This is a genomic window from Salinispora oceanensis (genome assembly GCF_000383575.1).
GTDB classification, from domain to species: Bacteria; Actinomycetota; Actinomycetes; order Mycobacteriales; family Micromonosporaceae; genus Micromonospora; species Micromonospora oceanensis.
Window position 1 is genome coordinate 4,603,888 of record NZ_KB911579.1, and the last position, 13,037, is coordinate 4,616,924.

At 65.4% G+C, this 13,037-nt stretch carries 12 protein-coding genes; 10 read left to right on the forward strand and 2 right to left on the reverse strand.

Annotation, left to right across the window (positions count from 1 at the left end):
* From SALPAC4_RS0121025 to SALPAC4_RS0121040, 4 genes are all read left to right on the forward strand, one after another.
* Positions 1 to 1,122: a DegT/DnrJ/EryC1/StrS family aminotransferase gene (locus SALPAC4_RS0121025; protein ID WP_019872029.1), complete on the forward strand. Its 1,122-nt coding sequence runs from the start codon at positions 1 to 3 to the stop codon at positions 1,120 to 1,122.
* Between the two features lie 64 nt (positions 1,123 to 1,186).
* On the forward strand, positions 1,187 to 1,840 hold the full coding sequence (locus tag SALPAC4_RS0121030) for a dTDP-4-dehydrorhamnose 3,5-epimerase family protein (protein WP_033665020.1): 654 nt from the start codon (positions 1,187 to 1,189) through the stop codon (positions 1,838 to 1,840).
* Positions 1,831 to 2,835 carry an NAD-dependent epimerase/dehydratase family protein gene (locus SALPAC4_RS0121035; protein ID WP_027644937.1) on the forward strand — a complete coding sequence of 335 codons (1,005 nt, stop codon included), beginning with the start codon at positions 1,831 to 1,833 and terminating at the stop codon, positions 2,833 to 2,835. The genes SALPAC4_RS0121030 and SALPAC4_RS0121035 overlap by 10 nt, the downstream gene beginning before the upstream one ends.
* Positions 2,836 to 2,905: 70 nt before the next feature.
* Positions 2,906 to 4,303, forward strand: a complete 1,398-nt coding sequence (locus SALPAC4_RS0121040; RefSeq protein ID WP_019872032.1) for an NDP-hexose 2,3-dehydratase family protein — start codon at positions 2,906 to 2,908, stop codon at positions 4,301 to 4,303.
* Here the strand turns inward: SALPAC4_RS0121040 and SALPAC4_RS25525 are convergent.
* Entirely contained in the window at positions 4,228 to 5,214 is a 987-nt protein-coding gene (locus tag SALPAC4_RS25525; RefSeq protein WP_204149420.1) for an MFS transporter, read from the reverse strand. The two genes, SALPAC4_RS0121040 and SALPAC4_RS25525, sit on opposite strands and share 76 nt — an antisense overlap.
* Before the next feature lie 378 nt (positions 5,215 to 5,592).
* Here SALPAC4_RS25525 and SALPAC4_RS28660 point away from each other — a divergent pair, with 378 nt between their 5' ends.
* The 6 genes from SALPAC4_RS28660 to SALPAC4_RS0121070 all read left to right on the forward strand — a co-directional run bounded on the left by SALPAC4_RS28660 (position 5,593) and on the right by SALPAC4_RS0121070 (position 12,746).
* Positions 5,593 to 6,213 (forward strand): hypothetical protein, encoded by a 621-nt coding sequence (locus SALPAC4_RS28660; protein WP_223874810.1) that lies wholly within the window; start codon positions 5,593 to 5,595, stop codon positions 6,211 to 6,213.
* Positions 6,146 to 6,691, forward strand: a complete 546-nt coding sequence (locus SALPAC4_RS28665) for an ArsR/SmtB family transcription factor (RefSeq protein ID WP_223874811.1) — start codon at positions 6,146 to 6,148, stop codon at positions 6,689 to 6,691. The genes SALPAC4_RS28660 and SALPAC4_RS28665 overlap by 68 nt, the downstream gene beginning before the upstream one ends.
* A 381-nt stretch (positions 6,692 to 7,072) precedes the next feature.
* The gene (locus tag SALPAC4_RS0121055) at positions 7,073 to 7,828 is read left to right on the forward strand and encodes an SAM-dependent methyltransferase (protein WP_027644938.1); all 756 of its coding nucleotides are present in this window, start codon (positions 7,073 to 7,075) and stop codon (positions 7,826 to 7,828) included.
* Between the two features lie 358 nt (positions 7,829 to 8,186).
* Complete coding sequence (locus SALPAC4_RS0121060) at positions 8,187 to 9,527, forward strand: glutamate decarboxylase (protein ID WP_019872034.1); 1,341 nt, start codon at positions 8,187 to 8,189, stop codon at positions 9,525 to 9,527.
* Positions 9,528 to 9,544: 17 nt separating this feature from the next.
* Positions 9,545 to 11,023, forward strand: a complete 1,479-nt coding sequence (gene gadC, locus SALPAC4_RS0121065) for a putative glutamine/gamma-aminobutyrate antiporter GadC (protein WP_027644940.1) — start codon at positions 9,545 to 9,547, stop codon at positions 11,021 to 11,023.
* 148 nt (positions 11,024 to 11,171) lie between these two features.
* Complete coding sequence (locus tag SALPAC4_RS0121070; RefSeq protein ID WP_019872036.1) at positions 11,172 to 12,746, forward strand: DHA2 family efflux MFS transporter permease subunit; 1,575 nt, start codon at positions 11,172 to 11,174, stop codon at positions 12,744 to 12,746.
* Between the two features lie 60 nt (positions 12,747 to 12,806).
* On the opposite strand, the gene SALPAC4_RS0121075 is transcribed toward SALPAC4_RS0121070, so the two are convergent.
* Positions 12,807 to 13,019, reverse strand: a complete 213-nt coding sequence (locus tag SALPAC4_RS0121075) for a hypothetical protein (protein WP_223874812.1) — start codon at positions 13,017 to 13,019, stop codon at positions 12,807 to 12,809.
* Positions 13,020 to 13,037 lie beyond the last annotated feature (18 nt).

Sequence of the window (13,037 nt, forward strand, 5' to 3'; positions counted from 1 at the left end):
ATGACGACCCGTGTGTGGGACTACCTACCGGAGTACGCCAAGGAAAAGGAGGACATCCTCGACGCGGTGCAAACGGTGTTCGGCTCGGGGCAGTTGGTGCTCGGTGCGAGTGTCCGCGGCTTCGAGGAGGAGTTCGCCGCCTACCATTCGCTGCCGTACGCCACCGGGGTGGACAACGGCACTAACGCGTTGAAGTTGGGGCTGGAGGCGCTTGGCATCGGACCCGGTGACGAGGTCATCACGGTCTCCAACACCGCGGCTCCCACCGTGGTCGCCATCGTGGGGGCCGGAGCGACGCCGGTTTTCGTTGACGTCCGCGAGGAGGACTTCCTCATGGACACTGACCAGGTCGCCGCCGCCATCACGCCCCGGACTCGCGCGATTCTTCCGGTGCACCTCTACGGCCAGTGCGTGGACATGGCGCCACTGACCCGCCTCGCCGAGCAGCACGGTCTGAGAGTCCTGGAGGACTGCGCCCAGGCACACGGTGCACGCCATCATGGACGCCTCGCGGGCACCATGGGCGATGCGGCCGCTTTCTCCTTTTACCCCACCAAGGTTCTCGGCGCGTACGGCGATGGCGGAGCGGTGATCACCGCGGACGAGTCGGTCGACCGTCACCTCCGGCAGCTGCGCTACTACGGGATGGAAAAGGTCTACTACGTGGTCCGTACGCCGGGGCACAACTCGCGCCTGGACGAGGTGCAGGCCGAGATTCTGCGGCGCAAGCTTGGCCGGCTGGACGAGTATGTCGCCGGACGCAACGCGGTCGCCCGGCGGTGGGAACAACTGCTCGGCGACCTTTCCGGCCCCGGTGGTCTGCGGCTGCCGACCACCAACCCGGGCAACACCCACGTCCACTACGTCTATGTTGTCCGGCATCCCGAGCGGGATGCGATCATCCAGGCGCTGCAGGCATACGACGTCGCGCTCAACATCAGCTATCCCTGGCCGGTGCACACGATGGACGGCTTCTCGTACCTCGGCTATCGCGAGGGCTCGCTGCCGGTGACCGAGGGGCTGGCCAGGGAGATCTTCTCACTACCCATGTACCCGTCCCTGCCGGAGTCGGAGCAGGAGCGGGTGGCAGTGGCCCTGCGCGAGGTGTTGGCCGGACTGTGAGCCCGCACCAGAAACCCGGATCCACGAACCGGCGGCGACAGCCGTCCCGGAAGGAGATCTCCTGATGCCGGACAATCCCCCGAACAACGGGTATCGACCCGAGGACGTTCACGGAATGACGGTGCGCCGACTCGCCATCGACGGTGCCCTCGAGTTCACGCCCAACGTCTACCGGGACCGGCGCGGGCTGTTCGCGTCGCCGTACCAGGAGCCGGCCTTCACCGCGACGTTCGGCCGGCCGCTGTTCCCCGTACGCGACCTCAGCCACAACGTGTCGGCCCGTGGTGTGCTGCGTGGTATCCACTACACCTCGACGCCCCCCGGACGAGCGAAGTACGTCTACTGCCCGTACGGGAAGGTGCAGGACTTCCTCATTGACCTGAGAGTCGGATCGCCCACCTTCGGTCGTTGGGACAGCACCGAACTCGACGGTGATAGCTGCCGGGGGGTCTACATTCCGGTGGGAGTCGGCCACGCCTTCCTGTCGTTGGCGAACGACTCCATGATCGTGTACGCGATGTCCAAGGGCTACGTCGCGGAGGACGAGCTAGCCATCTCGCCGCTGGACCCGGCACTGGGACTGACGTTCCCCGCGGGGATAACCCCACTGCAGTCGGACCGGGACCGGGCCGCCCCCACGCTCGCCGAGGCGTTGGATCGTGGCCTGCTCGGCGACTACGCGCTGTGCCGAGACGTGGAGGCGAAGCTGTGGCAGTAGAACGTCCCCTCGTCGTGCTGCTCGGTGCGACCGGCTTCGTCGGCTCCGCCGTGCTGCGCGAGCTCGCCGTACGCGACGTTCGGGTGCGGGCCGTCTCGCGACACGCGGCGCCAGTCCCCGCACCCGCTCGCGCCGAGATCGAGGTGCACACCGCCGACCTCACCGAGCCCGGACGGCTGCGCCAGGCCGTTGCCGGCGCCGACGCCGTCATCCACAGCATCGCCTACATCGCCGGCTCGACGACCTGGCGCATCAACGAAGGTGACTCGGCCGCGGAACGCGTCAATGTCGGGCTGGTGCGCGACCTCGTCGAGGTGCTGCGCGACGGCGACCGGAACCGCCCGCCCCTGCCCGTGGTCTTCGCCGGCGCCGTCTCACAGGTCGGGTTCACCGACAAGGAGGTGCTCGACGGCAGCGAGCCCGACCGGCCCCAGGGCGAGTACGACCGGCAGAAGCTCACGGCCGAACGGGTGCTGTTGGAGGCACATGCCGAGAAGACGCTGCGTGCTGTGTCGATCCGGCTGCCCACGGTGTTCGGGTATGGTCCGCACTCCACCGCCCGGGACAAGGGCGTGGTGTCCACCATGGTACGGCGGGCCCTGGCTGATGAACCGATCACCATGTGGCACGACGGCACCGTACGGCGGGACCTGCTCTACGTCGAGGATGTGGCGCGTGCACTCGTCGCAGCGGTTGACCACGTGGATGCCCTGGCCGGGCAGTCGTGGCTACTCGGATCCGGGCGCGGGTTGCCGCTGGGTGAGGTGTTCACCACGGTGGCGGATCTGGTCGCCGAACGCACCGGAAAGCCGCCCGTGCGGGTCACCTCGGTTTCGCCACCCCCGCATGCGGAGCCGGGCGACTTTCACCACATCACGGTCGACGCGACCCCGTTCCGGACGGTCAGCGGCTGGCGACCGCAGGTGCCACTGACCGAGGCGCTGCGTCGCACGGTCGACTTCTGCGCCAGTGCTGCCGAGGCGGAGCGGTCATGACCCGGCATCGCGCCAGTCATCGCTCGGCGGCCCGGCGCCCCCGCGCGCGATCCCGCCGCCAGGTCTCCCGATGACCGCGCCGACGGTACTGCGCCGACGCGCCGACGACACGCTGGCTCAACGGCTGGCACGCTCGGCCGGCCGGCAGGCTGAGGGCTTCGCGCTACGCACGGACGAGGTCGCCGATTGGCTTGCCGGACGGGCTCGGGCGCATCACTTCCGAGTGAAGCGAATCGGGCTGAGTGATCTGGATGGCTGGTTCTTCGCGACGGATACCGGCAACCTGCACCACCACACCGGCCGCTTCTTCTCGGTCGAAGGACTCGCTGTCAGTCGTAGCGAGGGGGTGATCCGCCAGTGGCAGCAGCCGATAATCCGGCAGCCTGAGGTGGGAATTCTTGGCATCCTGGCCAAGGAGTTCGACGGTGTGCTGCACTTCCTCCTTCAAGCGAAGATGGAGCCCGGTAACCGGAACATGCTGCAGTTGTCACCAACAGTGCAGGCCACTCACAGTAACTACACTGGCGCGCACCGGGGGGCGCCGGTGAAGTACCTGGAGTACTTCACCGACCCCAGCCGCGGAACTGTGCTGACCGACGTCCTCCAGTCGGAGCACGGTTCCTGGTTCTACCGGAAGTCCAACCGCAACATCGTGATGGAAGCGGTGGGCGACGTGCCGGTGGACGACGACTTCTGTTGGCTGACCCTCGGGCAGATTGGTGACCTGCTGCGTCAGGACAATGTCATAAACATGGACGCACGAACGGTTCTGGCCAGTTGTCCGGTGCGGTCGAACGAGCCGGGCGCCCTGCACACCGACATGGAGCTGCAGTCCTGGTTCACCGTCGAGCGGTCCCGCCACAGCCTGACCGTCGAGCGGGTTCCACTGGCCGGTATTGGGGAGTGGAAACGCAACGAATTCACTCTCAGCCGGGACGATGGTCGATACTTCCGGCTGGTCGCTGTTGGCGTCGAGGCGGGCAACCGTGAGGTCACCGGCTGGTCGCAGCCGCTGTTCGAACCCACCGGCACTGGTGTGAACGCCTTCCTGTTTCGCCAGTTCGGGGGCGTGCCGCACCTGTTGGTGCAGGCGAAGGTGGAGGCCGGGTTCCTGGATACCGTCGAGTTGGCACCGACGGTGCAGTGCACGCCGGAGAACTGGACGCACCTGCCGGAGCCGCTCCGTCCCTCTTTCCTCAATGTCGTCCAGGGGGCGGGTCCTGATCGGATCCACTACGCGGCGGTGCATTCCGAGGAGGGCGGACGGTTCCTCAATGCGGAAAATCGGTATATGTTCGTGGCGGCCGACGAAGCGCAGGCGCCGCTCGAGCCGCCCACCGGCTTCCGTTGGGCGACCGCGGGGCAGCTCAACAACCTCGCCCAGCACGGCCACTACCTCAACGTCCAGGCCCGCACCCTGCTTGCCTGCCTCAACGCCGGTGCGGTGCGGTTGGATGCCGTGGGGTGAGGTGATCGCGCACCATCCCAGGGCTCATCCTGTCGGAGGCGCAGCCTCGGGGTGAGGACGACGATCGCCAGCAGAGACAGTACAGCCATCAGCACCATCGCGGTGGCGATCGGCACCCACTGCGCGAGCGCACCAGCGACCGACGCCGCGACCGCCTGCATGGTCAGCAGGCCGGCCGAGTGCAGGCCGAGCGCCTGGCCCCGTAGGTCGCCGGGGGTCAACCCGATCAGACGTTCCTGCAGCAGGAGGTTGGCGCTGAATCCGAACGACGCGAGGGTGACGGCGATCGCCGCCATGGCAAGCGGGAGATGAATCATGAAGAGCAGGTACGGCACGGCTAGGAGCACCTTCATCGGGATGACCACCCGTGGCCGCCATTGGATCGGGAGGAACCTCCCTACGATCACGTCTCCCGCCAGCATCCCGGTGGCACAGCAGACAAACAGCACCTCGGCCGATCCGGGCGCGTACGGGATGAACAGTGCCTGACAACCGACCACGAGGCCGTTGGGCACCCACATCGCGAGGTAGGAGTTCCGGCGGGCGGGAAGCGACCAGAGCTCGACGTTGACTCTCCAGGTCTGTCCTATGGAAAACCGACCAACGGCCCGAGGCGGTCGTCGGGTGAGGCCGAGCCGAGCGATGATCGCGGCGACCAGGTACAGCGCGGCGCCGAGCAGCAACACCCGGCGGGGCGAGGCAACCGCGATCAGAACACCGCCGAGGGCGTACCCGCCGATCTGGGTGGCCCCCAGCGACATGCTCATCACCGAGCGCCCGAGCACGTAACCCGGTCCGGGCACGATCTCGCCGAGCAACCCCCAGCGAACGCCACCGGCAACGGCGCCGACCAGGCCCTGCGCGCCGAGGACACCAAGAATTCCCCAGACCGGCATAGTGGGTAGCGCCATGGCCGAGCGCCCAGCCCGAAGAACAGCCCCATGATGGTCATCGCGGCCCGGGGCGGCACTCGGTCCACGACACTGAGCAGGGTGACCGCGCCGATGGCCTGGGCGAAGTGAGAGCCGAACAGGCTCAGCGCGGAGAGCAGCGGCGATCCGGTGGTGGAGTAGACGAGGAGGCCGAGGGCGAGTCCGCTCATGGTCCGACCCGCGGTCTGTAGGGAGACAGTGGCAAAGAAGGGTGTGAACTCACGGGCCTGGAACAACTCCCGATAGGTGCGCATGGACAGGCAGTCTGGTGGCGCCTCGACACCGGTGAGATACTTTTTCGTCTCCACACGAAACGAAACTCGTCCGTTCCAGGGCGGCCGGAGGGGAGCGGGCTGGGTGGGGATCTGGCGGATCAGCGCGGAATCCCTGGCACGCAGCCGATTCGCCATCTCCGCGCTAACCGAGACGGTCGCGGCCATGAAGTCCCTGCACACCGGGGTATCGCTGCCCGGCCAGCGGGCATGGTTGGACACGCACGTCGCCGCCTATCGGACCCGCGTCGCGGATGATCCGTTCGCCACGGCTCTCCTTCGGGCCGCCTTCCGCCCGAGATGGCTGGCCGGATTCCTAACGCCGCCGCCGGACCAGCCCGACGCCACCTTCGCCGACGAACTCGGTCGGGTCCGAGCCACACCGCCGGAGGTCGCCCGGCGAGACCTCAGCCTCGGTACGGGTGCGCCGCTGCCGCCGGAACTACGGGTGTCGGACCTGCCGTCCCGAACGGCCGATCTGCTCGCCTGGGTCTGGACCCGGACGGTGGAACCCGACTGGCCACGTCGGCGGCGGCTCTTCGAGGCCGACATCGTCTCCCGGATCGGAGCACTCAGCGCCGGTCGAGGCCGACATCGTCTCCCGGATCGGAGCACTCAGCGCCGGCGGTTGGGCTGCCGTGCTCGAGCAGATGCGGCCGGGGATGCGCTGGCTCGGCGACGGTCGGCTACGGGTCAACACCTATGACCGTCCAGCGGAAGACCTGGCGGACGCTCCACTGCTGCTCATCCCGGGCAGCACCCGCCGGGGTTGGCTCAGCTTGGCCAGGCCACATCGCTACGCGGTGGTCTACCCCTGTTCCGCAGTACTGGCCGACCCGTCCCTCGACCCACCACCACACGCACTGAGCCGCCTACTCGGCCCGGTCCGCGCGACCATCCTCACCCTGCTGGAGTCCCCGAAGAGCCCGACCCAGTTGGTCGCGCTGACCGGATACGGCTTCGGCTCCGTCGGCGGTCACCTCAACGTCCTGCTACAGGCGCAGCTCGTTGGGCGACGGCGGTCGGGGCGATCCGTGCTCTATTTCCGCACACCCGGCGGCGACCTGCTGATCGAGCTGCAGTCTGGCACCGAACCCGCTGACCCTGGTCACGGCCAGTACAACCGGGCTAGGTTCGCCGATCGTCGGAACCTCCGCGCGGGGCAGCGGGACGGCCTCGGCTGAGCTCGACCAGGCCACCGGATTCCCCCTTCGGGCCCGGGTAGATCTGCGGTCTCTCCGCGAAGGTCACCTCGGCCCCGAGTGGCCAGCACTCCCCGGTTGCCGGTGTCCTTATGAGATGTTCCGGGAATTGGCTCCTGCGATTCCCGGCCGGGTGGCTCATCAACCGAGCTCCGCCCTGCCCGCAGCGCCGCGATGTGCGCCATGATGCCGTGGCCTCGAACATAAGAGTCACCTCAGGATAAATGACCGAAGTCTCATTATGTGAATAAAATCTAACGCCGAGTATGGTTTCGCCAAGCTATATTACGTGCTAAGTCGGCTGGACGACGAGGTCAATCCGAACGCGGCTTCATCCTCCCCATCTAGCGCGTAGGTGCTCACATGTCAGAACCACGGATCCCAAACAGCGGACGGATTATCGATCATTGGCTTGGAGGCGTACACCACTTCCCGGTGGACGCGGCCGCAGCGAGTGAATTCGCCGGCCTATACCCGGGGTTCCCCCAGGTGTACCGCACCCAACGGGCGTTCGTTGGGCGCGCGGTCCGAGCCGTCGCGGACGAAGGAGTCGACCAGTTCCTGGTGCTCGGGGCGGGAGTCCCGACACAGGGCAACGTGCATGAGGTCGTGCCGGGGGCCCGCGTCCTCTATACCGACATCGACCCCGACAATATTGCGCTGGGGCGTGAGATCGTCGCTGCGACGCCAGGCGTGGACTACGCCTACTGCGATGCCTCAAACCTAGGCACTCTTGAGCGGGAGGCAGCGGAGCGCATCCTCGATCCCGCGGCGTGGCTGGGGGTGGTAGCAGTTGGATTTTCGACATCCCTGGAGGACGGAGCGCTCCAAGCAACACTTTCCGACATCTTCGACTGGGCACCTCCCGGAAGTTTTCTGGTGGCGGATTTCGACGGTCAAGCACTGCTCTCCCTACCGGCGATACTGGCGAAGATCCTCGATCAGGCAGGTCGACCGCTGCACCTACGTGATCCCGGCCGAATCCGACCGCTACTCGGACGGTGGCGACTCAGCGAAGACGGCATCTGCGCGGTCGATGCCTGGCGCACGTCGGCGCCACCGCCCGACAAGGTTTTCGCGTATGGCTGCCTGTCGCACAAGCCCGACGACTCGAGCTGACTGGCGCCGCACCCCGGGTAGCCCTGTTGGCCCGGCGACTCCGGAGTTGCGGCTGCGGGTCGACAGCCACCGGGGCTACCCCCGGTGTCGTGGTGTTGTTGCACCGGACGCCGACGCTGCCGGCGGGGTGCTTGCTGACCAAGAGCGCGCCGCCGCTCCGGCTCCTCGGGTGAAGCTGTTGCGATTGTCGGCGCGGAGACGCGATGCGGGCGTAGGGTGTGCCCGACGAGCCTTTGCCGCCGGGAACGCTGTTTGGCAATCCGTAGCTCCTGGTCGCTGGCAAGCCCTAGGAGGGTAAATGCCGGACATGGAACAAGATTTTGACATGATTGCTTCGGATTCGCTTCTGTTGAATCCGATGTTTGCGCGTCCCGGCCATTCGACGGAGATTACCCGGTTTACGATTCCGGACGCCGCCACTTTGCCCGAGACCGCATATCAGATCGTGCACGACGAGGTGGCCCTCGACGGGAACGCCCGACTGAACTTGGCGACATTTGTTGGCACCTGGATGGACGATCATGCCGAGAAACTGTTCGCGGAGACCTTCGACCGGAATCTTATCGACAAGGACGAGTATCAGGCGACCGGCGCAATCGAGAAGCGATGTCTGGTCATGCTGGCAGATCTCTGGCATGCGCAGGACCCGCGGCGCACTATCGGTGCGTCCACGACCGGCTCCTCGGAAGCGTGCATGCTGGGGGGGCTGGCGCTCAAGCGTCGCTGGCAGCATGCGCGCCGCCGTGCCGGCAAGCCGACCAGCCATCCCAACCTGGTGATGTCGAGCGCGGTACAGGTGTGTTGGAAGAAGTTTTGCAACTACTGGGATGTGGAGCCCCGCTTCGTTCCAATCTCCGAAGAGCACAAGACCCTGGACGGTCATGAACTCGCATCATACGTGGACGAGAACACGATCGGGGTCGTCGCGATTCTTGGCGTGACCTACACCGGAATCTATGAGCCGGTCGAGCGCATCGCGGCCGCGTTGGACGAAATTCAGGACTCGACCGGGCTTGATGTGCAAATTCATGTAGACGGAGCTACCGGTGCGTTCGTGGCGCCCTTTGTTCAGCCAGACATGCTCTGGGATTTCCGGCTCCGGAGAGTAGCGTCGATCAACGTCTCCGGTCACAAATATGGACTGGTGTACCCCGGGCTGGGATGGGTGGTCTGGCGAGACGAGGCGGCGCTGCCCGAGGATATGATCTTCTGGGTGAACTACCTGGGTGGCGAAACACCGACGCTCGGGCTGAATTTCACCAGACCAGGGGCCCAGGTGCTCTTGCAGTACTATCTCTTCCTGCGTCTGGGCCGAGAGGGCTTTCGGCGGGTGCAGCTCGCCATGCATGATGTCGCGCGGTATCTGTCCCAGGAGATCGCAAAGATACCGCATCTCGAGCTGTGGAGCGATGGTAGCGATATTCCGGTGCTGGCCTGGTGCCTGCGGAGTGGGTACACCAAAATTTGGAACCTGTATCACCTGTCCGATCGCATGCGTATGAAGGGATGGCAGATCCCCACCTACGCGATGCCCGAAAATCTCACAAACCTTACGGTGCAGCGAATCGTGATTCGCAATGGTCTCAGCCGTGACCTCGCCGAGGTGTTTATTAATGAACTTCGTGGCGAGATAGCGCACCTTGACTCCCTCGGCTCTCCTATACCCACGGCCGGTGAGCGATCTGGGTTCCATCATTAATACTCTGCGAGAGTGTCATGGCTCCGTCAGATAGTCGGCCGGCGGGCAAAAGCTCGGCGAAGATCAGTGTCCTTGGGCTGGCGATGCTCAACATCGTCGCGGTGGTCAGCCTGAGTGGCCTACCGGCTGAGGCCGAGTACGGTTTGAGCGCGGCATTCTACTACGTCTTCGCTGCGTTCTTCTTCCTCGTGCCAGTCTCCTTGGTCGCCGCTGAACTGGCCACCGGATGGCCGGAGAAGGGAGGCGTGTTCCGTTGGGTTGGCGAGGCGTTCGGGGCCCGTTGGGGATTCGTGGCCATCTTCCTACTCATGGCCCAGGTGACGATCTGGTTTCCGGCTCTCCTCACCTTCGGGGCGATCTCGCTCGCCTACACCGGCCCGGAGGCAACTCTGGATGAGAAGTTGTCCGGCAACCGAATATACATTCTGCTGACCGTGCTTGCGGTTTTCTGGACCGCCACCGCGATCGGTTCCCACGGGCTTGCTGCGTTTACCCGTGTCGCGAAATGGGGCGGCATCGTCGGCACTATTATCCCCGCCCTACTCCTCGTGATCCTCGGTCTTGTGTACCTGAGCTCGGGCGGGCAGTCGCAGACCCCGTTGGGTTGGAGTGAGGTGATCCCGGACTTCACGCGATTCAGTAACCTGGCGCTGGCCGCGAGCATCTTTCTCTTCTACGCCGGCATGGAGATGAATGCGATCCATGTGCGGGACGTGGAGAATCCATCCCGGCACTATCCGCTGGCGGTGCTGATCGCGGCGGTGGGAGCGATGAGTATCCTGGTGCTGGGTACCCTGACGATTTCCTTCGTTGTGCCACGGTCCGAGATAGACCTGACCCAGTCGTTACTGATAACTTTCCTCGACGTTTTCCGCTGGCTCGGCCTCGCCTGGGCCGCACCGATAGTGGCCGTCGCCTTGGTCATCGGCGTTCTGGCCGGCATCGTAACCTGGGTCGTCGGCCCGTCAACCGCGATGCTGGCGGTGGCAAAGGCCGGCTACCTGCCGCCCTTCTTTCAATCGACGAACAAATACGGGATGCCTACCAAAATTTTGCTGTTGCAGGCGATTTCGGTTAGTGTTCTGGCGGTGCTGTTCATCGTTATGCCATCAGTGGAGGCGGCTTTCCAGGTCCTCAGTCAGCTCGCTGGACTCCTGTATCTCCTAATCTATCTGGGAATGTTCGCTGCGGCGATCCAACTACGCTACAGCCAATCTGGTCGACGACGGCCGTACCGAGTGCCGGGTGGGCTTCCGGGAATGTGGGTCATCGGCGGCGTCGGTTTCGTCGCATCGGCGCTCGCACTCTCCTCCAGCCTTGCCCCCCCAGATCAGATCGGCGTCGGAAACCCGGTTCTCTACATCGGACTGCTCGTTGGACTGGCTGCCGTGATCATCGCGGTGCCGCTCATCGTGTACACCCTGCGCAAGCCAGACTGGTGTGACCCTGGTCGTGATGTAGCACCGTTTAGCTGGGAAACGCGCGGCGATCGCTAGCCCGGCCGATGCGCCAGGGCGACGGTTGACCGGCAGCAGTGAGTCAGCGGGGCACGGCGGTGGCCGCTCCGGCGGGCAGAATGGGGTGCTGTCCGGCGGAATAGCGCAATTCCCCACGGGTCGCCGATGATCCGCCTACCGTGACCTCGTGGACGCCGGGGCGGAAGCTGAGACAGGCGAGGGCCGCTCGTGGACACGGGCCCAGAAATGGACGATCGTCGCGGCCGGCCTTGGCGTCTTCATCACCCTGCACGACGTGCTGGTGGCGAATGTGGCGCTGCCCCGAATCCAGGCCTTCTATGACTTGGGGGAGTCCGGGCTGCAGTGGATCGTTGCCACCTACAGCATGGGAATGGCTATTGCCATCATGCCCGCGGCCACCGTGGCTGATCGGTTCGGGCGGCGGCGACTGTACCTGACCGCGGTGGTGGTCTTCATCGTGGCCTCGGTGACGGCCGGACTTACCTCCACCTTCACCGTCATGCTGGTGGCGCGGGGGATTCAGGGAGTGGCGGCGGCCGTCATCACCGTCTCCGCACTGGCTCTGGTCTCGGCGACTTTCCCGCAGAAGCGGCAGCGCTTCCTCGCCCTCGGGCTCTTTGCCGCGGTCGCGGACATCGGGCTGGCGCTCGGCCCGCCGCTCGGTGGGATCCTGACCGAGGCTGCGAGCTGGCGGGTCGTCTTCTTCGTCAACGTTCCGGTCGCCGTGCTGGCGGTCGGGCTTACCCTTCGGTATGTCACCGAGTCACGTGAGTCCAACCGTCGTGTTGTCGACCTGCCAGGGCAGCTACTGTTTGTGATCACAGTCGGAGCCTTTACTTTTGCCGTTATTGATGGCCATGATCTGGGCTGGGGATCGCCGATAATTCTGGTAGCGTTCGTCGCCTTCGCCGCTGGCCTCGTCGCCTTCATTCTCCGTGAGCTTCGCGCCCAGTCACCGATGATGGATCTGCGGCTCTTCACCAGCCGCGCCTACCGGCTGGGGAATATGGCCATATTTTTCGGTTTTTTCACGGTGTATGGTGCCTTGTTGATCGTCACCCAGTACTTTCAGAACGTCCGGCTCTATACTCCGGTCGAGGCGGGCTTGCTTATCTTGCCGTCCTCTCTGGCGTCGGTGGCGATCTCCCCGGTGGCGGGCTTCATCGCTGCCCGCCGTGGCGCCCGCCTGCCGGCCCTCGCTGGCCAGACTCTGCTCGTCGTCGGATTGGCCATCATGGTGGTCGGGGTGGCGTGGAGTGTCGTCGCTGTCGTGCTGGGTTTCTTACTCCTGGGCGCCGGTCTCTCCCTGATCACCCCGCCGGTGCAGGGGCTGGCGCTGAATTCGGTGCCGGTGGAGCGGGCCGGCATGGCCTCCGGCATCGTGGCCACCCAGCGAGGTCTTGGATCAACCGCTGGCTACGCGGTTCTGGGAACGATCGTTTCCGTATGGGTCGGTATCTTCCTGGACGGAGACCTCTCCCGGACCATTCCCGATCGTGCCGAACGGGCTGCTGTCGTCGAGCAAATCGTTGACGACACCAATCCGAACGCTTTCGAGGCGATAGTCGGGCCTGGTCGGCCAGTTGACCACCCCGAGCCCGACCAGGTGACGGCGATTCGTACGGTCGCAGACCGCACCTTTGTGCGGGGTATGCAGCTCGGCCTTGGGCTCGCCGCCCTGGTTGCCCTGACCGTACTGGTGGTCCTCATCCGAAGTTTTCGGGACCCTCAAGATCGATAGGCTGTGGCCCCGCGCCCAGGGACAGCGGCGTGCCGGTGTGCTGTAGATGCGTGGGAGCGTTCAGCGTCCCCTGCGCAGGTGAGCGCGGAGCGACAGCGGGACGAAGATCACCAGCAGCGCGGCCGACCAGAGGAGGCTGGCAGTCACCGGATGCGCGAGTGGCCAGCCCACGTTTCCAGACGGCACGCCCGGGTTACCGAACAGCTCCCGGGAGGCGGCGGTGAGCGCGCTCACCGGGTTCCAGTCGGCCAGGAAGCGCAGCCAGCCCGGCATGCCGTCGGTCGGAAACCC